At 64.4% G+C, this 22,691-nt stretch carries 26 protein-coding genes; 19 read left to right on the top strand and 7 right to left on the bottom strand.

The features are described 5' to 3' along the window. Positions 1–108: 108 nt before the first annotated feature. On the bottom strand, positions 109–1,776 hold the full coding sequence (locus tag LCM4576_RS15845) for an amidohydrolase (protein ID WP_071033020.1): 1,668 nt from the start codon (positions 1,774–1,776) through the stop codon (positions 109–111). Positions 1,777–1,922: 146 nt separating this feature from the next. Here LCM4576_RS15845 and LCM4576_RS15840 point away from each other — a divergent pair, with 146 nt between their 5' ends. The 4 genes from LCM4576_RS15840 (at position 1,923) to LCM4576_RS15825 (ending at position 5,664) form a co-directional block, all read left to right on the top strand. Beyond that, positions 1,923–2,681: a TetR/AcrR family transcriptional regulator gene (locus tag LCM4576_RS15840; RefSeq protein ID WP_244510811.1), complete on the top strand. Its 759-nt coding sequence runs from the start codon at positions 1,923–1,925 to the stop codon at positions 2,679–2,681. 40 nt (positions 2,682–2,721) lie between these two features. After that, on the top strand, positions 2,722–3,753 hold the full coding sequence (locus LCM4576_RS15835) for a histone deacetylase family protein (protein ID WP_071033018.1): 1,032 nt from the start codon (positions 2,722–2,724) through the stop codon (positions 3,751–3,753). A gap of 433 nt (positions 3,754–4,186) precedes the next feature. Then, a complete protein-coding gene (locus tag LCM4576_RS15830) occupies positions 4,187–4,897 on the top strand; it encodes a helix-turn-helix transcriptional regulator (RefSeq protein WP_071033017.1) in 711 nt (236 codons plus the stop codon). Beyond that, positions 4,894–5,664, top strand: coding sequence for a helix-turn-helix transcriptional regulator (locus LCM4576_RS15825; protein ID WP_071033016.1), 771 nt, complete (start codon positions 4,894–4,896; stop codon positions 5,662–5,664). Before LCM4576_RS15830 ends, LCM4576_RS15825 begins: the two co-directional genes overlap by 4 nt. Before the next feature lie 53 nt (positions 5,665–5,717). Here LCM4576_RS15825 and LCM4576_RS15820 read toward each other — a convergent pair whose 3' ends face one another. Genes LCM4576_RS15820 through motA form a run of 6 tightly spaced genes read right to left on the bottom strand, consistent with a single transcriptional unit; the run spans position 5,718 to position 10,605 of the window. Continuing rightward, positions 5,718–6,155 carry a hypothetical protein gene (locus LCM4576_RS15820; RefSeq protein WP_071033015.1) on the bottom strand — a complete coding sequence of 146 codons (438 nt, stop codon included), beginning with the start codon at positions 6,153–6,155 and terminating at the stop codon, positions 5,718–5,720. 17 nt (positions 6,156–6,172) lie between these two features. Continuing rightward, a complete protein-coding gene (flhB, locus tag LCM4576_RS15815; RefSeq protein WP_071033014.1) occupies positions 6,173–7,255 on the bottom strand; it encodes a flagellar biosynthesis protein FlhB in 1,083 nt (360 codons plus the stop codon). Between the two features lie 24 nt (positions 7,256–7,279). Further along, entirely contained in the window at positions 7,280–8,302 is a 1,023-nt protein-coding gene (locus tag LCM4576_RS15810) for a flagellar motor switch protein FliG (RefSeq protein WP_071033013.1), read from the bottom strand. A gap of 43 nt (positions 8,303–8,345) precedes the next feature. Beyond that, positions 8,346–8,726: a flagellar motor switch protein FliN gene (gene fliN / locus LCM4576_RS15805; RefSeq protein ID WP_041004676.1), complete on the bottom strand. Its 381-nt coding sequence runs from the start codon at positions 8,724–8,726 to the stop codon at positions 8,346–8,348. 30 nt (positions 8,727–8,756) lie between these two features. Continuing rightward, positions 8,757–9,695 carry a FliM/FliN family flagellar motor switch protein gene (locus LCM4576_RS15800; protein WP_041004678.1) on the bottom strand — a complete coding sequence of 313 codons (939 nt, stop codon included), beginning with the start codon at positions 9,693–9,695 and terminating at the stop codon, positions 8,757–8,759. Positions 9,696–9,729: 34 nt separating this feature from the next. Further along, positions 9,730–10,605 (bottom strand): flagellar motor stator protein MotA, encoded by an 876-nt coding sequence (motA, locus tag LCM4576_RS15795; RefSeq protein ID WP_071033012.1) that lies wholly within the window; start codon positions 10,603–10,605, stop codon positions 9,730–9,732. Positions 10,606–10,753: 148 nt separating this feature from the next. Here motA and LCM4576_RS15790 point away from each other — a divergent pair, with 148 nt between their 5' ends. The 15 genes from LCM4576_RS15790 (at position 10,754) to LCM4576_RS15720 (ending at position 22,335) form a co-directional block, all read left to right on the top strand. Further along, positions 10,754–11,875 (top strand): DUF1217 domain-containing protein, encoded by a 1,122-nt coding sequence (locus tag LCM4576_RS15790; protein WP_071033011.1) that lies wholly within the window; start codon positions 10,754–10,756, stop codon positions 11,873–11,875. 7 nt (positions 11,876–11,882) lie between these two features. Continuing rightward, entirely contained in the window at positions 11,883–12,605 is a 723-nt protein-coding gene (gene flgF / locus LCM4576_RS15785; RefSeq protein ID WP_071033010.1) for a flagellar basal-body rod protein FlgF, read from the top strand. A gap of 4 nt (positions 12,606–12,609) precedes the next feature. After that, on the top strand, positions 12,610–14,016 hold the full coding sequence (gene fliI / locus LCM4576_RS15780) for a flagellar protein export ATPase FliI (protein WP_071033009.1): 1,407 nt from the start codon (positions 12,610–12,612) through the stop codon (positions 14,014–14,016). Then, entirely contained in the window at positions 13,997–14,785 is a 789-nt protein-coding gene (locus LCM4576_RS15775; RefSeq protein WP_071033008.1) for a hypothetical protein, read from the top strand. The genes fliI and LCM4576_RS15775 overlap by 20 nt, the downstream gene beginning before the upstream one ends. 87 nt (positions 14,786–14,872) lie before the next feature. Continuing rightward, on the top strand, positions 14,873–15,253 hold the full coding sequence (gene flgB / locus LCM4576_RS15770; RefSeq protein WP_071033007.1) for a flagellar basal body rod protein FlgB: 381 nt from the start codon (positions 14,873–14,875) through the stop codon (positions 15,251–15,253). Between the two features lie 2 nt (positions 15,254–15,255). Further along, positions 15,256–15,672, top strand: coding sequence for a flagellar basal body rod protein FlgC (gene flgC, locus LCM4576_RS15765; RefSeq protein WP_040989953.1), 417 nt, complete (start codon positions 15,256–15,258; stop codon positions 15,670–15,672). Next, on the top strand, positions 15,672–16,001 hold the full coding sequence (locus LCM4576_RS15760) for a flagellar hook-basal body complex protein FliE (RefSeq protein ID WP_040989955.1): 330 nt from the start codon (positions 15,672–15,674) through the stop codon (positions 15,999–16,001). Before flgC ends, LCM4576_RS15760 begins: the two co-directional genes overlap by 1 nt. 9 nt (positions 16,002–16,010) lie before the next feature. Then, positions 16,011–16,799, top strand: a complete 789-nt coding sequence (gene flgG, locus LCM4576_RS15755; RefSeq protein ID WP_071033006.1) for a flagellar basal-body rod protein FlgG — start codon at positions 16,011–16,013, stop codon at positions 16,797–16,799. A gap of 6 nt (positions 16,800–16,805) precedes the next feature. Next, complete coding sequence (gene flgA / locus LCM4576_RS15750; RefSeq protein WP_041012831.1) at positions 16,806–17,327, top strand: flagellar basal body P-ring formation chaperone FlgA; 522 nt, start codon at positions 16,806–16,808, stop codon at positions 17,325–17,327. Positions 17,328–17,476: 149 nt separating this feature from the next. Continuing rightward, positions 17,477–18,565: a flagellar basal body P-ring protein FlgI gene (locus LCM4576_RS15745; RefSeq protein ID WP_244510821.1), complete on the top strand. Its 1,089-nt coding sequence runs from the start codon at positions 17,477–17,479 to the stop codon at positions 18,563–18,565. A gap of 8 nt (positions 18,566–18,573) precedes the next feature. Continuing rightward, positions 18,574–19,179 carry a MotE family protein gene (locus LCM4576_RS15740; protein WP_071033004.1) on the top strand — a complete coding sequence of 202 codons (606 nt, stop codon included), beginning with the start codon at positions 18,574–18,576 and terminating at the stop codon, positions 19,177–19,179. Then, a complete protein-coding gene (gene flgH / locus LCM4576_RS15735; protein ID WP_040989963.1) occupies positions 19,176–19,880 on the top strand; it encodes a flagellar basal body L-ring protein FlgH in 705 nt (234 codons plus the stop codon). Before LCM4576_RS15740 ends, flgH begins: the two co-directional genes overlap by 4 nt. Before the next feature lie 18 nt (positions 19,881–19,898). Further along, positions 19,899–20,390, top strand: coding sequence for a flagellar basal body-associated protein FliL (fliL, locus tag LCM4576_RS15730; RefSeq protein ID WP_071033003.1), 492 nt, complete (start codon positions 19,899–19,901; stop codon positions 20,388–20,390). Continuing rightward, positions 20,387–21,118 carry a flagellar type III secretion system pore protein FliP gene (gene fliP, locus LCM4576_RS15725; protein ID WP_071033001.1) on the top strand — a complete coding sequence of 244 codons (732 nt, stop codon included), beginning with the start codon at positions 20,387–20,389 and terminating at the stop codon, positions 21,116–21,118. Before fliL ends, fliP begins: the two co-directional genes overlap by 4 nt. Before the next feature lie 221 nt (positions 21,119–21,339). Then, on the top strand, positions 21,340–22,335 hold the full coding sequence (locus tag LCM4576_RS15720; RefSeq protein ID WP_040989968.1) for a flagellin: 996 nt from the start codon (positions 21,340–21,342) through the stop codon (positions 22,333–22,335). The last annotated feature ends 356 nt before the right edge of the window (positions 22,336–22,691 follow it).

The following is a 22,691-nucleotide window of genomic DNA, read 5'->3' as shown; positions in this document are numbered from 1 at the left end:
GGCAGGTGTGTTCCTGTTTGATTGTCACCATAAGCCGGTCGGCTTGGCAACTGCGCAGCAGTGACTCGATCCGAGTCCCCATTCAATTAAGCAATTCCTATGCCATCGTTAGGCTTGGTAGGTGATCCTCCCTCCGCAGATGGTGGTCACCGGATGCACGGTGTGCAGCGCTTCCGGCGCGGTCGCCTCGATATCCGCCGACAAGACGACGATATCGGCGAGGTAGCCCGTCTTCAGGCGACCCTTGCGATGTTCGTTGAACTCAGCATAAGCGCCTTCGACCGTGTAGCCCTCGATTGCTTCCCGCAACGAGAAGCTCTGGTCCGGCATGCCTTCTGCCCAAGGTTTGCGCATCACTGCCGCCTGGATGGACAGGATCGGATCGATCGGCGAAACCGGYCAGTCGGACGCGAACACCACGCGCGCGCCGGCGTTTTTCAGCGTGCGCCAGGCATAGCTCAGCGGCCACTTGTCACGGCCGATGCGCGAGATCGTCGGCTCCATCGGGAAGTTCAGCGCGCCCGGCGGATGCGCCGGCTGCATCGAGGCGAGCACGCCGAGCTCGGCGAAACGCGGCACGTCGGGGGCCGTGATCACCTCGATATGCTCGACGCGGTGGCGGCTGTCGCGCCGGCCGTTCTTCTTCGCCGCCGCCTGGTAGCCGTCGAGCACCGCGCGCACGGCGCCGTCGCCGATCGAATGAACGGCGATCTGCAGCCCGCGCCTGTCGGCCTCGACCGCCACCTCGGCGAAATGTTGCGGCGAAAACAGCGGCTCGCCGCGCCATCCGGGCCGGTCGGCATAGTCGTCGACCATCACCGCCGTCCAGGAGTCCAGCACGCCGTCATAGAAGATCTTGACCATGCCGGACGTCAGCCATTCGGAATTGTAGGTCGCGGCCATCCGCGAAGCCTTTTCCAGCATGTCCAGCTTCATGAAGTTCTTGAAGTGGAACGGGATCTTGGTGCGGCAGAGCAGCCGCCCCTCCTTTTCCAGCCCGGCGAGCAGCTCGAGCTGGTAGAGATTGCCGTCCATGTTCTGGATCGAGGTGATGCCATGCTTGGCGCACCATTCAAGACCGCGATGCATCAGGTCTCGATCGGCGGCCAGTTCCTTCGCCGAAGGATAAGGATCGGGCTCCGCGCCTTCGAGGCCAAGCCGCGTCCGGTTCGCCCCGTAATGGTCGAGGAGCGGTCCGAAGGCCTCGCCTTCGCGCAGCTCGCCGGCCGCAAGCCCGTCGGCGCCCATGACGATCTCGTTGCCTTGTCCGACCTCCCTGCCATGCAGCAGCCCGGCCTCTTCCAGAGCCTTGGTGTTCGCCCACATCGTGTGGTGGTCCGAAGCCGACATGGCGAAGGGACGGTCGGGAATGATACGGTCGAGATCGTGGCGCGTCACCGGCTCCGGCAGGATGGCGTAGTCCACGCCGGCGCCGATCAGCAGCCGGGCATCCGGGCGCTTGGCCGCGAAATCCTGGATCGCGTCGCGCAACGCGTCGAAGCCGTGCACGCCGGCCAGATGCAGGTTGTCGAGCTCGGCCGCGCCGCCGAACAGATGCATATGCGCTTCGATGAAGCCCGGCAGAACGGAACCGCCCTGCGCGTCGATAATTTTTGTCGCGGGCCCTTTGAGCTCTTCGATCGAAGCGCGGCTGCCGATGGCGATGATGGCGCCGTCCTTGACGGCAATAGCTTCAGCGGCGGGATTGTCGTCGTCCATGGTCAGCACGCGGCCGTTGACGACCACCAGATCCGCACCACCACCCGCAACCGACATCGCGACTCCACATTTTGCTGAGGGACCGACAGCGCCAACGTCCAACGAGCTGCCGATCCATCGGGCGGCGCCATGGGACAAAGTCGATGYCGATGCGCCGCCTTCGAAATTCCCCTTGTTATCGTTGAAGACAGCGTGGATAAAGAATGCGACTGTTTATTCGCGTTTGTCAACAGCCGGAATTTGCAATGTATAGTGGACCGCACCGCGCGCCGATGGTGGGGTCGAGCGGGGAACGGGGGCAACGAGCCGTGAAGCGCAGTCTCGACCGCAAGACCAAAATAGCGCTCGAACCGCGCAAGCAGCCGCGGCAGCAACGGTCAAGCAAGGTGGTCGACAGGATTCTCGATGCGGCCCTGATCCTGACGCGGGAGCAAGGAACCAGAACGCCGACGACGCTCGCCATCGCGCAGCGCGCGGGTCTATCAGTCGGTTCGGTCTACCAGTATTTTCCCAACAAGGAAGCCATCCTTCTCGAACTCGGCAGGCGCTGGCTGTCGTCCTTTCCCGAGGTGATCGCCAAGCGCATCAAAGTCTCCCCACCCAACAACCGCGAAGAGTTTCGCCGCGAAGTGCGCAAGCTCTTTATCGACACGTCGCGGATCTATCTCGACAACGCGACGCTGATGCCGGTGATCGAAGCCATATCCGGCAACGCCGACCTGAGGCCGATCCAGGACGAATACGACAAAGAGATCATCGCCCTCTATGCAGCCTGGCTGCAGCATGTGAACCCGGCCCTCGAGGAAAAGACCGCCAAGCGATTGGGCCTGGTGATGATGGAGGTCGGGCACGCCTGCAGACTTGTCGGACTGAAGCGGGATCGCAAGACATTCGACCTCATCGAGGACGATGTGGAAGCCATGTGGCTGGCTCTCGTGAACCCCTATCTCAACCTCGACTGATTTCGCATTTCCAGCTGATTTCGCACTCCAGGGGAACTCAATGAAAACTGTCTTTTCGCCTCTCCACGCCGRCCATTCAGGCCAGATGGAACTGGTCACGTCGGCGATCGTGCCAGGCTTCGAGAAACCGTCGCGGGCCGAATTCATCAAGGCGCGAGTGGAGAGCGAGAAGCTCGGCCCGATCATCGGTCCGGTCGARCATGATCTGACCGCCGCCAAGCGTGTTCATGAAGCCCACTATATCGACTTCCTGCCGACGGTGTGGCCGGAATGGGTCGCCGCCGGTTTCACGGGATCGGCCATGGGCTTCACCTGGCCGACGCGCGGYCTGCGCGGCGACGTGCCGCCGAAGCGCATCGATGCCTTGCTCGGCTATTACTCCTTCGACGCCGGCGCAACCTTCGTTGAGGGCACATGGGCGGCGATCAAATCCTCCTATGACGTCGCGCTGACCGCGGCGGCCCTCGTCAAGGGCGGCGAGCGCACCGCCTTCGCGCTCTGCCGTCCGCCAGGCCACCATGCGGGCGCCGCCTTCATGGGCGGCTATTGCTTCATCAACAACGCCGCCGTCGTCGCGCAATGGTTTCGCGACCAGGGCGCGAAGCGCGTTTCGATCCTCGATGTCGACTACCATCACGGCAACGGCACGCAGGAGATCTTCTATCGTCGCGGCGACGTCCAGGTGCTCAACCTGCATGGCGATCCGATGGTCGAGTATCCCTTCTTCCTCGGCCATGCCGACGAGCGCGGCGAAGGCGAAGGCGAAGGTTTCAACATCAATTACCCGATGCCCTTCGGCACCAACTGGGACGGCTGGGGCGCGTCGCTGGAGGACGCCTGCGCCAGGCTCGCGGCCTATGCCCCGGACGTCGTCATCGTCTCGCTCGGCGTCGACACCTTCGAGAAGGACCCGATCAGCCAGTTCAAGCTGAAGAGCGTCGACTATCCCAAGATCGGCCGCCGTATCGCCAAGCTCGGCCTGYCGACGCTGTTCGTCATGGAAGGCGGCTACGCCGTCGAAGAGATCGGCATCAACGCCGTCGGCGTGCTGACCGGCTTCGAGGATCGCTGAGCCGCACCCGAATGGACATACGCCCTCGGTTGCGGCCGGGGGCGTATTTTTGCGCCGCGCCACGAAATCATCGGCTCAATTCGGCTTTGAAATCACCGCCAAGTAACGCAAAGACCGGCTGCTGAGTCGCAATGCGAGTCCACCRGATTCGATTTTGTCAAATCGCGTTTGATGTCGGATTCATCTGCGGGTAGATTAGACCCGAATCAGCCGGTCCACGGGGGGCGCGGCGACCACCCAAAGTCTCAAGTTCCGGCGCCAGGCCGGCACCAGACGCGGACGGATTTCGCGTTCCCTAGAGGGATTCGGCGTGATTGGGCGCCGTTCGCGCCCATGAGTGTGTCTTCGTGAATGTGACGCGTTTCGGGTCCGGCCGTTGGTTTCTCCAGCACCGGGCACAAGGATCGATTCCGGCAAGAATCCAAGAATTAAAATGAGCAGTTCCGCCGCGCTTCTCCAACCCGACGCCTCAGGCTCGCGCCTGACGTCCCGCGGCGATCTCACCTCCTTCTTCATGCAGCTTGYCGCCGATATCGGCGCCGACAGCTACATGCTGGTCVCCATCGTGCACGACCAGGACCGCAACGATGCGCGCATCCTCTCCTCGAACTGGATCTTCGACGGCATAGAGCTGATCGGCAAAAGGCTGATTGCCAACCTTGCGTTGGGGCCCCTGACCGTGGCGCCGGGCGTACGCCCAAAGCCGTTGGTGGCAGCGCACGCGCCCGACGCCGGCGCATTACTGAGCGGCGAGGAARCCCGCCTGCTCGACGTGCTCGGCCACGCCGAAATCTATTCGCTGCGGTTGAATGTCGGCCGGCAACGCCTGTTCGTGCTGTTCTCGGCGGCCGAAGCGGGCAAGATCGACCTCGCCGCCCTGATGAAGGCGCAGATCAAATGCTGCTATGCGCTTTCCAGCATTCCGCAGCTGATCGCGGCGGCATCCATGCAGGATCCGCTGTCGGACCGCGAGCGCGAATGCCTGTTCTGGGTCTCGGAAGGCAAGACCACCGACGAGGTGGCCGTCATCCTCGGCGTCTCGTCGAACACCGTCAACAGCTACATCACGCACGCCATCCAGAAGTTCGCGGCCTCGAACCGCGCGATGGCGATCGCGACGGCGATCAGGAGCGRCATCATTTGAAGCACGCACAGGCCAGAGAGGCGGCAGCAGCCCTTTTCAACGATCAGCGCAACCCGTTCGGCGCCTTCTCGCTCGGCTCCGAGACGCACCACGCCGTCACCATTCCCGATGCCGTGCGCCGATGCCGCTGGATAGCCGTCGATATCAACGCTTCGGCTTTCGGCCTCTATTTCGTCAGCCCCTCGCCCGAGCGCGCGCGTCTCGTGGCGTGTTTCGATTCCGACTATCCCGGCACCGCGGTCGCGACCAAGTTCATTTCCGGCGCCAATGGCGAGGATATGGTGCGCCACAGCCGCCTCTCGACGGCGCCGCGATGGTGGGCCGACGATGGCGCCGCCGGATCGCGGCAGGCCTTCCAGTCGCTCGCCTGGGCCGAGCCGACCGCGCCGCTGGCGCCCGGCACCAACGGCATCGCCTTTCCGGTGCATGCCGATCGCGGGCAATGCGGGCTGGTCGTCTTCCTCGGCTCGGAGATCGCGCTCACCGACGACACGCTTTGCGAGATTCACGCCCGCTCCTTCGCGCTCTTCGCGGCGGTCGCCCGCATCCGTCCCGGCGACACCGGCCGGACGCGCTCGATCTCCAAGCGCGAGCTCGAATGCCTGAAGCTGACCGCCAACGGCAACACCAGCGAGGAGATCGCCAAGCTCCTCAAGCTGTCGGTGCATACCGCCAACCAGTATCTCACCCAGTCGACGCAGAAGCTCAACGCGGTCAACMGCAACCAGGCCGTCGCTAAGGCTTTGCGGCTCGGGCTGATCGAGTAGTCGCAGTGGACCTGGGCGCGGTGCAGCCTGCTTAGGCGACCGCAATCAATTCATCAGGGAAATGCCACCGGCTCGGTCCTGCGGATGCGCGCTTCGTCGATCGCGTCCTCGAGCAAGGCCGTGTTGTGCTCGGGCGTCTCGCCGGGCTTCTCGAACGACACGTAGTTGACCACCACGGAAGCCTCGCGCTCGGTCAGCGTCAGCTGGAAATAGACGGTCACGCCGCGCGGCCGCAGCTCCAGATCGAGCACGATGCGCGGGCTGCCGCTCCAGTCRACATGCGCCTCCGCGCCGTGGCCGAGCCGCAGCGTCCCCGGCCGGAAGTAAAGCTCGACCGCCGAATCGACGAGGTCCGACAGGCAGGCGAGATGCTCGAGCCGGATGAAGGCGATATAGTCGGCAACGTCGATGAGCCTCAATTCGCCCACCACGGGCTCGATGGCGCTGGCGACGATCAGCTCGCGGGAGTTGGCGTGTGGTTGCCGGTCCATGGATTAGCGGCGTCCGTTCATTGGGTTGCTTTGCGCGCGGCCTTCTTCGAGTAGACGATCCGCACCAACTCGGCGACCGCCTGGTAGAATTGCGACGGGATCACGCTATCAACCGAAACTTGCTTGTACATGGAGCGCGCAAGCGCCACGTCCTCGAAGATCGGGATGTTGTTCTCCTTGGCGATCTCGCGGATCTTCAACGCCACCAGATCCTGTCCCTTGGCCAGCACGATCGGCGCGGAATCCTCCTCGCGCACATATTTCAGGGCGATCGAATAGTGCGTCGGGTTGGCGATCACCAGCGTCGCGCGCGGCACGRCCGTCATCATGCGTCGGCGCGCCCGGTCGCGCGCCAGCGAGCGCAGCCGCGACTTGACGATCGGATCGCCTTCCGACTGCTTCATCTCGTCCTTGACTTCCTGCTTGGTCATGCGCAAGTCGCGCCGCCAGTGGAAGCGCGACCAGACGATGTCGACCACCGCGATCAGTCCCATGACGAAGACGATCGCCACGAGGATGTCGACGAAGATGCCGCGGATGACCATGYCGAACGAGATCGGGTTGGTGATCATGCCGGCGAGCAGCTTGCGATGATCTTCCGAGAGCGTGAAGCTCAGCACTGCGATGGCGAAGCCGAGCTTGGCCAGCGACTTCAGGAACTCGACCCACCCTTGCGCGCCGAACATCCGGCTCCAGCCCTTGGCGATCGAGATACGCGAAAGCTGCGGCCTGATCCGTTCACCGACGATCTGCGGCATGTTTTGGAAGACCGAGGCGCCGATGCCGGCAACCGTCAAGAGCACCAGCAGGCTGACGACGGCGCGGCCGATCTCGGTCATCACCTGCTTGTAGAGCGAGATGACGTCGGTCTCGGTGTCCATCGGCCAGGCTTCCGGCTTTTCCAGGAACGTCGACAGGAACATGCCGAGATCGACGATCGCGTCCTTGGCGTAGAAGACGGCGAAGACCAGTATGGCGAGGAAGGACGCAAAGATCGCGGTCTCACGCGAATGCGGCAGCTTGCCTTGTTCGATCGTGTCGCGGATCTTCTTTTCTGTGGCTTCCTCGGTTTTGGAATCCTTGTCGACCGCTTCAGCCATGGCGCTCTGACCGGGTGGTTATCGTCAGGCGGCTTCGGCGGCGGCGGTCTGCGTCGAGGGCAGCTCGAAAGCCCCTTCGCGCGATAGCCGGATGGCGGCGACCGATATGCTTTTGCGCGCCGCCATGATGTCGGCAAGCGCAATGCCTTCCGATCCCTGTCCGAGTTCGGATTCGATCATGCGACGGGAGCGCGCGCCAATGGCCGACAGCGCCGATTCGGCGAGTTCCGGCGACGCGCCGCGCAGCGCCAGCGTGACGAGCTCGGTCGACAGCCCGTCGAACAGCAGGACGCGGGCTTTCTGCGGCAGCAGCGGCAGGTCGTCGAAGGCGAACAGCCGCGACCTGACGCCGGCGAGATCGGGCGTGCCGGCTTCCTCCAGGTCCTGCATGAGTTCGTCCAGTTCGGGCTTCGCCATTTCGTTGAGCATGCCTGCGACACGCTCCTGGCCGGCCGTGGTGTCCCGGCTGRCCTTCTGCGACAGCACGCTCACGCGCAGCTGGTTCTCGACGATCCTGGATGCCGCGTCGGGGATGTTGGCCATCGTCACCATGCGTTTGATGATCTGGCTGCGCATCGGCTTTTCCATGGTGAGCAGCACGTTGGCGGYCGTCTGCGACGTAAGCTTCGACAGCACCATGGCCGATGTCTGCGGATGYTCGCCGGCAAGGAAGCTGCCAAGCCGCGACGGCTCGAGCTTCTCGAGRTCCGGCCATATCGGCGGAGGCCCTTCCACGACCGGCTCGAACTTCTTCTCGCCCATGATGGCGCTCATCTCTTCGGGCGACAGCGATTCGTTGAGGATCGTGTCCATCCGGTCGGCTGAATCGAGCAGGCCCGCGCCCTCGGTGAATTCGGCTTCGAACTCGGCGACGATGCGCTCCAGGTCGGCCTGCGGAATGGTGCGTAGGAGACGCGCGCCCTCGATCAGCGCCTTCAGCTCGTCCTGCTTGAAGAATTTGAGCAGGCGGCTGGCCGCGGGCTTGCCCATGGCCACCAGTATGGCCGCCGCCTTTTGCGGACGTGTCAGCGCCAATGCCGTCGTCATGCGTGTAGCCCTCGCTGCCGATTGGTCCGCCCGCCGTCCATTCTCAGGCGCTTTTTGTCGCGGCGATGATCTCGGTGAGCCGGATGCCGAAGCGCGTCGGATCGCTTTCCAGCACCGTGATCTCGCCGCGCGCTATTTTGCGGCCGTTGACGACGACGTCGACCGGCTCGCCGATACGGCGATTGAGCGCGACGGTGGAACCCTTCTGCAGTGCCATCAGCTCCGAGACCGGCATCTCCGTGCTGCCGAGGATGATCTGCACGTCGACCGGAATGGTCATGATGATGGAGGAGTTGGCGCCCGACTGGAGGGCGGCGTCCGGGCGCTTTTCCTCTTCCCGCAGCACGCCGCGCAGTTCCTCGATGGCGCGGTCGAGCTGCTCGTCGGGCTGATCGGGTTCGGCTTCCACCTTGGTCTTTGCCATCTGTCGTCTCCATGAATGCCGCGCCCGGCGTCAGCCCGGCAGYAGTCCGTCGATGAAATCCTGCCCGGCATCATGCGGATGGCTGATGCGGACGGTGTAGTTCTGCCCCAGCTTGCCGAACTCGCAGACAAACAGTGTTTTGTCGCGGGCGCTGAGCCTGGCGTTGAGCTGGGCGTTTTCCTCCAATTCGATCACCTGGCCGGGCTCGAACGCCGCGAGGTCGCCGAGCGTCAGCCGGGCGAGAGGCATCGTCGCTTCGAGCCGGACGGTCGAGCGCATCACCTCCTCGGAGAAGCGGGCCCGCCAGTCGAATTCCGTGGTCTCGCCATGCTCGCCAGCGGCGGCGTCGCCGCTGCGCGAGGTGAGCAGCAGGCGCTGCGGGATCATCACCGTGAGCGTGCCGCTGTCGGATGGCGTCGACAGGCCATAGACGATGCGTACGGCGGCGCCGTCGCGCAACACGCGCCGTCTCGCCTCGTTGCCGGACATTGCTTTCGGCACGGGCAGGCGCAGGTCGAGCGAACGTTTGCCGGATCCGTTGAGAGCCGCCGCGACCTCCTGGAACACGGTGGTCGCCACGTCGGCCTCGATCTGCGACAGGTCGCGCTCGATCGGCGCTACCGGCTGGTCGGGATCGCCGCCGAACAGCGCGCTCACCATGACGGCGACCGCTTGCGCATCCATCACCAGCGTCATGGCGTCGGCCGAGGTCGGCGAGGACACGACGGTCAGGGCAAAGGCATCGCCGGCGCGTGAACGCGCCTCGGGAACGCGGCCGACCTCCACCGCTTGCAGATCGACGGTCACCGGCGCGCCGAGTTCCGCGGCAAGCGCCTTCTGCAGCAACGGCAGCGCCCGCTCCGCCATGCCGCGGCCGGCGCCGATCACCTGCGCCGCCTCGCCGCTGTCGCCGACGAGCCGCTCGATGATCAAGGCCCGCGTTTCTGACGGACTGGCCGGACTGGTCATGACGGCAGGCGGCCCTGTCTCGGATGCTGCATGCTCAGGCCGCCTTCTTCTCGGCGGTGCCGGCGCTCATGGTGCTCTGCTCCACCRCATCGATCGTCGGACGTTCGTACGAGGAAATGGTCTTGCGGCCGAATTCGATCGCCACCTGCGGCAGGGCGCCGTTCATATACGCAAGCAGCGTCTGCTTGACGATGATGTAGAGACGATTCCTCTTCTCGCGCACCGTCTTGATCTTGGTGGCGACCGGACCGACCACCGCATAGGACAGGAAGATGCCGAGGAAGGTTCCGACGAGCGCAGCACCAATCAGGCCGCCGAGGATTTCCGGCGACTGGTCCAGCGCGCCCATCGCCTTCACCACGCCGAGCACGGCTGCCACGATGCCCAGCGCCGGCAGGCCGTCGCCGACCGCGACCATCGCGTGATAGGCCTTGAGCTTGTCGGTGCGGATCGTCTGGATTTCTTCGTCCATCAGCGCTTCGATCTCATGCGAGCGGGCATTGCCGATGATGATGATGCGGCAGTAGTCGCAGATGAAGTTCGTCAGGTCATGGTTCTTGAGCACGGTCGGGAAGGCCTGGAAGATCGCCGACTCTTCCGGATTGTCGATATGCGCCTCGACCTCGCTGCGCGACTTCGAGCGCAGTTCGCGCATCAGGCTGTGCAGGACGCCCAGCGTCTCGAGATAGTCGCGCTCCTTCGGTACCGCCTGCTTGAAGGCTTCGAGGATGCCCTTGCCGGTGTCCTTGACCGTCTTCATCGGGTTGGCGACGAGGAAGGTGCCGAGCGCGGCGCCGCAGATGACCACCGCTTCCCAAGGCTGCARCAACACATGCAGATGCCCGCCCATGGCCATGAAGCCGCCGAGAACGCAGCCGAGCGTCACCACAAGTCCGATCAGAATGCCCACGACAGGTCCTTCCGCATGTCACGTCGTGAATCAGGGATAGTCCCCGTGCCTTGTGTGAGGCTTGAATCGAAGGCAGCGGACGCGATTCAGCTTCGCGCAAGGAAGTGGCGCTATCGTGCGGGGATAGCTTCGGCCGGAGGCATGCCCTTTGCTCAGTACCTATATCAGCTATCAGTTGATCGCCAAAGACATCCCCAAGTCTATCGCCCGCATCGAGYAGCAGCCGACGGTGGATCGCGACACCCAATACTATCTGGCCAACATCACCAAGGTGAAATCGATCGACGATTTCGTCAACAACGACCGCCTGTTCAAATATGCCATGAAGGCCTACGGGCTCGAGGACATGGACTACGCCAAGGCCTTCATGGTCAAGGCGCTGAAGGAAGGCGTCTCCGATCCCGACAGCTTCGCCAACAAGCTGACCGACAAGCGCTACGCCCAGTTCGTCGCTGCCTTCAACTTCGCTGCCGACGGCGCCAATGCGACGGTCTACAACCCGACACAGCAGCAGGTTACGGCGAACTACGCCACGCAGGCTGAGATCGCGGGCCTTGATCCGGATTCGGACTATGTGAAAGGCGAGACGACCTACTATCTCGCCAACATCACCAAGGTGAAGTCGATCGACGACCTGATGTCGAACGACCGGCTCTACACCTACGCGCTGGCCGCGTTCGGCCTGGATTCGGTCACCGAGGACAAGGATCTGATCAAGTCCGTCCTGCAAGGCGGCGTGAAGGATCCCGACAGCGTCGCCAACCAGCAGACCAACAAGGCCTATGCCGGGCTCGCCGCCGCTTTCAACTTCGCGCAGTACGGCGATACGACCACCACGCGCGTCACTGCGCAGCAGCCGACCGTCGACATGTATCTGCGCCAGACATTGGAGGAGGACGCCGGCCAGACCAACGAAGGCGTGCGGCTGGCGCTCTATTTCCAGCGCAAGGCGCCCGATATCACCAGCTGGTACGACGTGCTGGCCGACACCGCTTTAGCCAGCGTGGTGCGTACCGCGCTCGGCCTGCCGGATTCCTTCGCCACCGCCGACATCGACAAGYAGGCGCAGCTCTTCGGGCAGAAGCTCGACATCAAGGACTTCACCGACCCCGAGAAGCTCGGCAAGTTTCTGACCCGCTTCACCAGCATGTACGAGATCGCCCATCCGACCTCGACGGYGGTGACGTYGGTCAGCGTGCTCTTCGCRCAGCCGACCACTGTCGGCATCTCCACCGATCTGATGATGGCCATGCAGCAGTTGAAGTTCTGAGAAGATCATGCAGGACAGTCTTTACGTCGCCCTTTCCTCTCAGATCGCGCTCGAGCGTCGTCTCGACACCATCGCCGACAACGTCGCAAACGCCTCGACCATCGGCTTTCGCGCCACCGGCGTGAAGTTTGAGGACGTGGTCTCGGGCACCGGGCCGAAATCGGTCTCCTTCGCCTCTTCCGGCAAGACCTATCTTTCCGGCGCGCATGGCGCGCTGACCGAAACCGGCAACCCGTTCGATTTCGCCATCCAGGGCGATGCCTGGTTCGCCATCGAAACCCCCGCCGGCACGGTTATGACGCGTGACGGCCGCTTCTCCATGAACGAGAACGGCGAATTGATGTCGATCGAAGGCTATCCGGTGCTGGACGGCGGTGGCGCTCCGATCCAGCTCGATCCGCGCAACGGCCCGCCCAAGGCAGGCGCCGACGGCTCGCTCAGGCAGAACGACCAGCTGGTCGGCGCCATCGGCCTCTACAATTTCGACCCCGGCGAGAATTTCGTCCGCTACGGCAATTCGGGCATCRTTCCGGCGCGCACGCCCGAACCTGTCACCGATCGTTCGGACGTCGGTGTCGCTCAAGGGTTCCTGGAGGAGTCGAACGTCAACCCGGTGCTGGAAATGACCCGGCTGATCCAGGTGCAGCGCGCTTTCGAGAACACGGCGGCGCTGATGCGGCAGACCGATTCCTCCACCGACGACGCGATCAAGACGCTCGGCTCGAAGTGACGGCATGACGACCGGCTCGTCCCTGTTGCGCGCCTCCGAGAGCCCGGCGGACACCGGACAGACCGACAGGCTGGCCGCGCTCGAACGCATCTGGYGGCGGTTCGACGATCCGCAGGCGCTGCTGTCGCGCGGCGGCCRCATCGCCGAGATATCGCCGACGCATTACAAGGTCCGCGGCCTGTCCGGGATTGCCAGGCTCGGCGACATCGTCGAGCAGCGCGGCAAGGCCGGCGCGCGACGCGGCGAGATCGTCAAGATCGGCAGCGACGAGGTGGTGGTCGCCCCTTTCGAGCGCAGCGCCGATGCCGGCATCGGCGACGCCGTCTTTCGCCGCGGGCCTCTCGCGGTCACGCCGCATGTCTCCTGGCGCGGGCGCGCCATCGACGCATTGACCCGCGCCATTGACGGCGGCCCGCCGCTGATCAGGCCGAATGCGGCGGATGCAGCGCATGGCGCGACGCCCGGCGCCTTGGCGCGCCAGCGCGTCGGCACCGGCTTCCTGACCGGCGTCAGGGTGATCGACATCTTCACCCCGCTCTGCTTCGGCCAGCGGCTCGGCATTTTCGCCGGGTCCGGCGTCGGCAAGTCGACGCTGCTTGCCATGCTCGCAGGCGCCGAGGCCTTCGATACCGTCGTCGTGGCGCTGATCGGCGAGCGCGGCCGCGAAGTGCGCGAATTCCTCGAGGACACGATCGGCGCCGAGAGCATGACCAAGACCGTCGCCGTCGTGGCCACCAGCGACGAAAGCGCCATGATGCGCCGGCGCGCGCCCGACACCGCCATGTGCGTGGCCGAGCATTTCCGCGACCAGGGTCACCGCGTGCTGCTGGTGCTGGATTCCATCACCCGTTTCGCGCATGCGCTGCGCGAGGTGGCGACCGGAACCGGCGAACCGCCGGTGGCGCGCGGCTATCCGGCCTCGGTCTTCACCGACCTGCCGAAGTTGCTCGAACGCGCCGGCCCCGGCGCCGAGGGAAAAGGCTCGATCACCGCCATTATTTCCGTGCTGGTCGACGGCGACGACCACAACGATCCGGTCGCCGATTCGGTGCGCGGCATCCTCGACGGCCATGTCGTGCTCGACCGCGCGATCGCCGAGCAGGGCCGCTATCCGCCGGTCAATCCGCTGTCGTCGATCTCGCGCCTTGCCGACAAGGCCTGGAGCCCGGAGCAGCGCATGCTGGTGACAAAGCTGAAATCGATGATCGCGCGCTTCGAGGATACGCGCGACATCCGCCTGCTGGGCGCCTACCAGAGCGGCGCCGACGCCGAGCTCGACAACGCGGTGCGCCAGGTGCCGCTGATCTACGAGGCGCTCACGCAATCGCCGAGGGACCGCGCGTCGGCCGATCCGTTCGCCGATCTCGCCCGCCATCTCAAGGGGAAGCTGAATGGCGATCAAGGAGACTGAGCTCCAATACACCGAGCGCATGTTGCGCGACATGCTTGCCGAGGCCGAGGCGGCGGAGAGAGCCGAGGCCGACGCGGCAAGGACTGCCAAGGAGAAGGCCGCGCATGCCAGGACACAGAAGGCAACGGCTCTCCTGACCAGAGCCGACAGGCCGCATCCGCCGCGGCCATCCACCGCCGAGACGGCCGATGTCGCGCAGGCCAGCCGCGATTCCCTGCTTGACGGGCTCTTTCCCCGCACCGAATGGCCGGAGCCACCGAAAGCCCAGTTCCCGCGCCTGGTCGACAGGAGCGCCGACCGCCGAAGCGATTTCGTCATCGCCGCGCTCGGCATCACGCTCGGCCTCATCTGCGCGTTGTTCCCCTGGTACATCTTCTTCAACCAGGAACAGTTCGGCGTCCAGACCATCAAGTTCGGCGGCAGCGGCAGYAATGCCGGGCGCGAGGGCGGCGGCGTCGTGGCCCAACGCAGCGGGCCGCTGACGGCCAAGGACGTTCCCAATGCCGATATAGACCTCTTTGCCACCGGAACGGTCGAGGACGATCCCGCGCCGCCGCCCGCCGACCAGCCCTTCCCTGCCGCCGCTTCGGAATTCAAGATGGTGCATGTCGCCAACGGCCGCGCCATGATCGAGGACGATACCGGTCTGTGGCTCGTCCAGCGCGGCTCTATCCTGCCTGATTCCAGCCGCGTCGCCTCGATCGAGCAGCGCGGCGGCAGATGGGTGATCGTCACCAGCGCCGACAAGGTGATCCAGCTCTCCAAGTAATTATGCCGGGCCATGTGGCCGCCCCGCGCGCAAGGTCCGCGCAAGACTGGCCGCCTAGTCTTGCGCGTACTTGCCCCGGAGATTCCCATGGAACCGGTAAATCTTTTCGATCTCGCCACGCGGCAGTCGCAATGGCTGGCCGTGCGCCAGTCGACGATTGCCTCCAACATCGCCAATGCCAACACGCCGGGCTACACCGCCAATGACGTCGAGCCGTTCGAGAAGGTGCTCGACCGGACCGCCGTGACGCTTGCCGCCACGCAGGCCGGCCACCTAGGCGCCGAAACGGCCAATGCCGGCTTCAACGTCAAGCCCGAGGATCCCGACGGCGCGATCATGCCGTCGAAAAACACCGTGGTTCTCGAACAGGAGCTGATGAAGGCCGGCGAGGTCCGCCGCTCCTTCGAGCTCAACACGGCGATCGTCAAGGCCTTCCATTCGATGATGACGATGGTGGTGAAGAGCTGACCATGGATGCCCTCACCGCAGCCCTCAAAGTCGCGGCCTCCGGCCTCGGCGCCCAGTCGGAACGCCTGCGCGTGGTCTCGGAAAACCTCGCCAACGCCCAGTCGACCGGCAACACGCCGGGCGCCGATCCCTATCGCCGCAAGACCATCACCTTCCAGTCCGAGGTCGATCGCGCGACCGGCGGCTCGCTGGTGGAAGTCAGCGCGATCTCCCGCGATCCTTCGGACTTCCCGATCGAATTCCAGCCCGGCAACGAAGCCGCCGACGACAAAGGGTACGTCAAGATGCCCAACGTCAACACGTTGGTCGAAATGGCCGACATGAGCGAGGCGAACCGCTCCTATGAAGCCAACCTGCAGGTCATCAAGCAGGCTCGCGATCTGATTTCCATGACCATCGACCTGATGAGGAACCAGTAATGATCGGCGGTATCGGGGCAATACAATTCAAGACGGCAGTCGACGGAGCGGAGCAGGCTTCACCGGGTCTGCTGCAAGGCGGCATCGGAACGCAGGCAAGCGAAAGCGTCGGCAGCAGCTTCGCCGAAGTCCTCAGCCAGGCGGCGACGAAAACCGTCAACACGCTGCAGGGCGCCGAGCAGATGTCGATCCAGGCGCTGAAGGGCGACGCCGACACGCGCCAGGTCGTCGATGCGGTGCTGAGCGCCCAGCAGGCGCTGCAGACCACCATCGCCATCCGCGACAAGGTCGTCTCGGCCTATCTCGAAATCAGTCGCATGAGTATCTAGGACCGCGTCATGAAAGCCCTTGCCATCGCCGCCACCGGCATGAACGCCCAGCAGACCAACCTGGAAGTCATCGCCAACAACATCGCCAACATCAACACCACCGGCTACAAGCGGGCGCGGGCCGAGTTCTCCGACCTGCTCTACCAGGTCGACCGCACGCAGGGCGTGCCCAACCGCTCCAACACCTCACTGGTGCCGGAAGGCGTCTCGATCGGTCTTGGCGTCAAGACGACGGCTGTGCGCAACGTCCACACGCAAGGCGAGTTGGCCAGCACCGGCAACAGCTTCGACCTGGCCTTGACCGGCAGGGGCTGGTTCCAGATCCAGGGAGCCGATGGCGGCACGCTCTACTCGCGCGCCGGCGCCTTCAACACCAACGCCACCGGGCAGTTGGTGACCGTCGACGGCGCCGAGGTCATTCCGGCCATCACCGTGCCGACCGACGCGGTCGAGGTGATCGTCAACAAGACCGGCCAGGTCTTTGCCCGCTTGGACGGTCAGACGAATTTGCAGCTGCTCGGCCAGCTTCAGATCRCCAACTTCGCCAACGAAGCAGGCCTGGCGCCGCTCGGCGACAACCTCTTCCAGGAAACGGCTGCCTCGGGCCCGGCCAATGTCGGCGTGCCCGGCGACCCGGGTTTCGCCACGATCCAGCAGGGTTATCTGGAATCCTCCAACGTCGATCCGGTCAAGGAAATCACCGAGCTGATTTCGGCACAGCGTGCCTACGAAATGAACTCCAAGGTCATCCAGGCCGCCGACGATATGGCCTCGGTGGTCTCCAAGAACATCAGGTAACGGATGATGGCCCGGTCGATCTCCTCCGCGCTCCGTCGCGCCGCGCTGGCCACCGTCCTGGTGGCCGCCGGCATGCCGGCTTTCGCGCAGGACACGACCGGTCAGTCGGCAAACCAGATCGCAGCCGGCCAGCCCGCCGGCGAGGCCGTGCTGATCCCCAACCGGGTCATCTATCCCGGCGAGACCATCGAGCCCGGCTCGCTCAAGCAGGTGACGCTCATCCCCGGCAAGCACAAGCCCGACGGCATGGCGACGCGCTCCGAGGAGCTTCAGGGCAAGGTCGCCAAGCGCACGCTTCTGCCTGGCCGCTACATCCCGGTCACCGCCATCCGCGAGGCCTGGCTGGTCGAGCAGGGCGCTTCCGTGCAGGTCTATTTCACCGCCGGCGCGCTGACCATCTCGGCGGCCGGCGTCACGCTGCAGCCAGGTGCCGCCGGCGACCAGATCAAGATCCGCAACATCGACAGCGGCAAGATCATCTCGGGCACGGTGATGGCCGACGGCACCATCAAGGTCGGYGCTTCGTGATGYGCGCCTTCGTCCTTCTGCTGRGCGCCGTCATCGGCCTTCAGCCGGCATTGGCGGATGGGCTGACGCCCAAGGCCAAGCGCGAGCTCGCGCAGAAGAATGGCGGCGTCTACGACGATCCGGAATATGATCCGGCCACGACCCAGCGCATGTTCCGGGTCTCGACCGGTCCAAGCACGCTGCCGCCCGGCCAGGTCGCCGCGCGCATCAAGGACATCGCCCAGCTGCAGAGCGCGCGCGATAACCAGCTCGTCGGCTACGGCCTGGTGATCGGCCTTGCCGGCACCGGCGACAGCCTGCGCAACTCGCCCTTCACCGAACAGTCGATCCGCGCCATGCYGGAGAATCTCGGCATCGCCACCGAAGGCGGCAGCGCGCGCGCCAAGAACGTGGCCGCCGTCATCGTCACCGCCAACATGCCGCCCTTCGTCCAGTCGGGYGCCCGCATCGACATCGACGTCTCCTCGATGGGCGACGCCACCTCGCTCGCTGGCGGCACGCTGGTGATGACTCCGCTCAAGGCGGCGGACGGTGAGATCTATGCCGTGGGACAGGGCTCGGTGATCGTCGGCGGTTTCACCRCCAAGGGCCAGGCCGAAGAACTCACTCAGGGCGTGCCGACCGCCGGCCGCGTGCCCAACGGCGCCATCGTCGAGCGTGCCGTGCCGGCCGAGTTCGACGACCAGGGCGTGTTGACGCTGCAATTGCGCAATCCCGATTTCTCCACCGCCATCCGCATCGCCGACGCCATCAACGATTACACTTCGCAGCGCTTCGGCATGCGTGTCGCCGCCGAGCGCGATGCGCGCACGGTGCAGATCAGGCGGCCGAAGAACGTCTCCGCCGCGCGTTTCTACGCCGAGATCGAGAATCTTGTCGTCGAATCGGACGCCCCTGCCCGCGTCGTCATCGACGAGCGCACCGGCACCATCGTCATCGGCAACAATGTTCGGATCTCTCGCGTGGCGATCAGCCATGGCACCCTTACGGTGCGTATCACCGAAGCGCCTAAGGTGGTCCAGCCCGAACCCTTCTCRAGGGGACAGACCGCAGTCGAGCCCTTCACCGCCATCGAGGCGAGCCGGCCCGACGCGCGTGTTGCCGTGCTCGACGGCCCTGATCTCGAAACGCTTGTCTCCGGCCTCAACCGCCTCGGCGTGAAGCCCGACGGCATCATCGCCATCCTGCAAGGCATCAAATCGGCCGGCGCCTTGCAGGCCGACCTGGTCCTCCAATAGGCACGCCGATGATCGCGCTTTTCTCCTCGAAGACACGTCACCCCCTCACAATGATCGCCGCCGCGGCGGCGGCCGCGCTTGTCGGCAGCGTTTCCGTCGGCGCCGAGGAAGTCCGGCAGGTCCTGCCCGGCGGTCAGACGCCGGCTCAGCCGGCCGAACTGACGCGCGAGACGGCATCGGCCCARCCGGCCGCGCTCGCGGCGGGGAAGGCTCCCGACGAAAGCGAGATCCAGCGCTTCTGCTCCAACATTGCGGACGCCGCGCGCGACCGCCGCTATGCGCTTCAGGCCGAGGAATTGAAGCAGCTGCAGGCCGGCATCGATGAGCGCATGAAAGCGTTGGAGGCAAAAAAGGCCGAATACGAGGAATGGCTGAAGCGCCGCGAAGTGTTCCTAGCGCGCGCCGAGGACGGCGTCGTCAAGATCTATGCCGGCATGAAGCCCGATGCTGCCGCCGAACGTCTGGCGATGGTCAATGYCGAGCTCGCCGCGGCCATCCTGATGAAGCTCGACTCACGCAAGGCCGGCGTCATCCTGAACGAAATGGACCAGAAGGCGGCGGCGACTCTCACCGGCATCATGGCCAGCGCGGCGCGAAGGGTTGATCCGTCATGAAGTCGAAGTTCTTTGTCTTGGTCGCGATAGCGGCGCTGTCCGGCTGCGGCACCAATTTCAAGGAGATCGGCAGGGAGCCCGCTTTATCRCCGGTTGGTTCCGGTATCGGCGACGGTGCCTCCGGCCCCTACAGCTATCCCGAGCCGCCGGCCTCGCGGCCGAAGAAGTTTTCGCTGTGGGACGACCGCCAGAGCCGGCTCTTTACCGATCCGCGCGCGCTGCGCGCCGGCGACATCCTTACCGTCAACATCAGGCTCAACGACCGGGCCAATTTCAAGAACCAGAACGACCGCAGCCGCACCGCCGCGCGCAAGCTCGGCTACGACGTCACGCTCGGATGGGACGGCAAGAGCACAAGCGGTAAGGGCGACGCCGGCTTGAGCTCCAGCACAGAGACCAATGCCGACGGCGAGATCAAGCGCTCRGAAGACATCGCCCTCAACGTCGCCGCCGTCGTGACCGAGGTGCTGCCCAACGGCAATCTGATGATCAGGGGCTCGCAGGAAGTCCGGGTCAACTATGAGCTCCGCGTGCTGACCATCGCCGGCATGGTTCGTCCGTCCGACATCGGCGCGGAGAACACCATCCCTTACGAGCGCATCGCCGAGGCGCGCATCTCCTATGGCGGTCGAGGCCGTGTGAGCGAGGTCCAGCAGCCGGCCTATGGCCAGCAGGTCCTCGACCAGGTTCTTCCTTTCTAGGTTCGGGAGAACGCCGCCGTGGCCAATGTCGAGCAGGTCCAGCCCAAGAAGGGACCTTCCCTGGTGATCCAGCTCGCCATGCTCCTGGTCATGACGGGCGCGGCCGTCGGCATGGGTTGGGTTTCCGGCGGCTATCTCAAGCAAGGCGAAACGCCGGCGCCGGTGCCCGCGGCGCCGGAAAACGCCGGCACCGCGGAAAAACCCGCCGAAGGCGGCAAGGCCGCCGGGCCGACGCTCGCGCAACTGGCGCCGATCACCACCAATCTCGCCTCGCCATCGGACGTCTGGATCCGGCTGGAGGTGTCGCTGCTCTATGATGCTCCCCAGCCGCCCGAAATGACCGAGCAGGTTCATCAGGACCTGCTCGCATTCGTGCGCACGCTCAAGCTGCACCAGATTGAAGGCGCCAGCGGCTACCAGCATCTCAAGGCCGATCTCGACGAGCGCGCGGCGCTGCGCAGCGCCGGCCACGTCAAACAGGTTCTCGTCAGGACGATGCTGCTCGAATGAGAAAATTCCTCATAGCCATGGCGCTCATTGTCGTCACCACGTCCGTCGCCGCGGCCCAGCAACTCGATCTTGGCGGCRTCGGCAAGGCCGACGGTACGACAGTCGGCTACCTGATCCAGATGTTCGGCCTGCTCACCGTGCTTTCGGTGGCRCCTGGCCTTCTGATCATGGTGACGAGCTTCACCCGCTTCGTCATCGCCTTCTCGATCCTGCGCGCCGGCATCGGCCTGCAATCGACGCCGGCAAACCTGATCCTGATCTCGCTGTCGCTGTTCATGACCTTCTATGTCATGGCGCCGACCTTCGACCAGGCCTGGAACACCGGCGTGAAGCCGCTGATGGACAACCAGATCACGCAAGGCGAGGCGTTCGAGAAGATCTCCGGGCCGTTCCGCGATTTCATGCTGCACAATGTGCGCGACAAGGATTTCGACCTCTTCGCCGACCTCGCCCGCGAGCGCGGCCAGACCGTCTCGCGCGAAACCGTCGACCTGCGCATCCTGGTGCCGGCCTTCATGATCTCGGAAATCCGGCGCGGCTTCGAGATCGGCTTCCTCATCGTGCTGCCCTTCCTCGTCATCGACCTCATCGTCGCCACCGTCACCATGGCCATGGGCATGATGATGCTGCCGCCTACGGTGGTGTCACTGCCGTTCAAGATCCTGTTCTTCGTCTTGATCGACGGCTGGAACCTTCTGGTCGGCAGCCTGGTGCGATCGTTCACCTGACGATGCTCGGACGGGCGTCGAAATGACGTCCCGTTCCGTACAAATTTTGCGCAATATATTTTCGATTAACCCTCCGATTTAGGTCTTTGGTAGGGACTTCCCGCCATAGTCGCTCGCAGATGGCGGGTGACCCAGTCGAACGGTCATTGGCATGATGCCGCACCGTCATACCGGACATGCCGGTATGTCAAAAAAATCCCTGTAAAATAGGTACGAGTACCATGGCCAGTATCATGACCAACGCCTCGGCGTTGACCGCTCTGCAGAGCTTGAACGCCACCCAGAAGAACCTCGACACCACCCAGTCCCGCATCTCGACGGGCTATCGCGTCTCGCAGGCTTCCGACAACGCCGCTTACTGGTCGATCGCCACCACGATGCGTTCCGACAACCAGGCCATGTCCACGGTTTCGGACGCGCTCGGCCTCGGCGCCTCGAAGGTCGACACTGCCTACACCGGCATGGACAGCGCGATCACCACCATCAACCAGATCCARCAGAAGCTGACCGCGTCCTACGGCCAGACGGACGCTTCGAAGGAAAAGACCCAGGTCGAAATCAAGGCTCTTCAGGACCAGCTGAAGGCCTATGCCGACGGCGCCACTTTCTCCGGCACCAACATGCTGTCGGTCAACAGCGGCGCCACTGCCACGAGCGCGGCCGACGTCAAGATCGTTTCGGCCTTCAACCGCGACGCTTCGGGCGCGGTTTCGATCTCGACGATCGACGTCAATGTGGAAAGCATCAAGCTGTATGAGGCAGGCACGGCGTCGGGCGTGTCGAAGGGCATCCTCGACGCCGACCGCGTCGGTGCGACCGGCGCCGTCACCACTACCGCGCAAAACCCGACCCTGGGTGCGGCAGCTGCGGCGGGCGACACCTATTCGGTCGCCACCATGAAGATCTTCTCCGGCACGACCGCTGCCAGCGACACCCAGATCGCAGAGATGATGAAGGTCGTCGACGCCGCGCTGAAGGACATGACGAACGCCGCGACCAAGCTCGGCGCCGCCAAGAGCTCGATCGACCTGCAGAAGACCTTTACCTCGAGCCTGATGGACTCCATCGACCGCGGCGTCGGCCAGCTTGTCGATGCCGACATGAACAAGGAATCGACCCGCCTCCAGGCGCTGCAGGTGCAGCAGCAGCTCGGTGTTCAGGCGTTGTCGATCGCCAACGGCTCGTCGCAGTCGATCCTGTCGCTCTTCCGCGGCTGATCGCTCTATACTGACCAGGCTAAAGCATCGGGCCGCGCCAAAAGCGCGGCCCGATTTTTTATTGGGGCGGTTCGCCGTTTCACGGAAACGGTGAACCGCTTCGTCTCTATTTGCTTCGAAGCAATTCCGGTTGGAGAACCGTTTCACACTTTTCCTGGAATTGCTTTGCTCAAGGCCCGCGCAATCTTCGTTTCTTAACGTCTCGAAAGCCTACTTTTAACAGGCCATTAACCATATCGCGCTAGGTATGGTTAACCAATGAATACGACAGGTTGCCGACTCGGCCCCGACCGGCACGATCGCAACCGATGGGCAGGTCGAGACCCGGCCTGTGTGGCATGCCGGCTTTTGAGAAG

The organism is Mesorhizobium sp. LCM 4576 (assembly GCF_001854815.1).
GTDB classification, from domain to species: domain Bacteria; phylum Pseudomonadota; class Alphaproteobacteria; order Rhizobiales; family Rhizobiaceae; genus Mesorhizobium; species Mesorhizobium plurifarium.
Note: the sequence above shows the minus strand (reverse complement) of the source record. Positions and strands in the feature narration are given on the sequence as shown.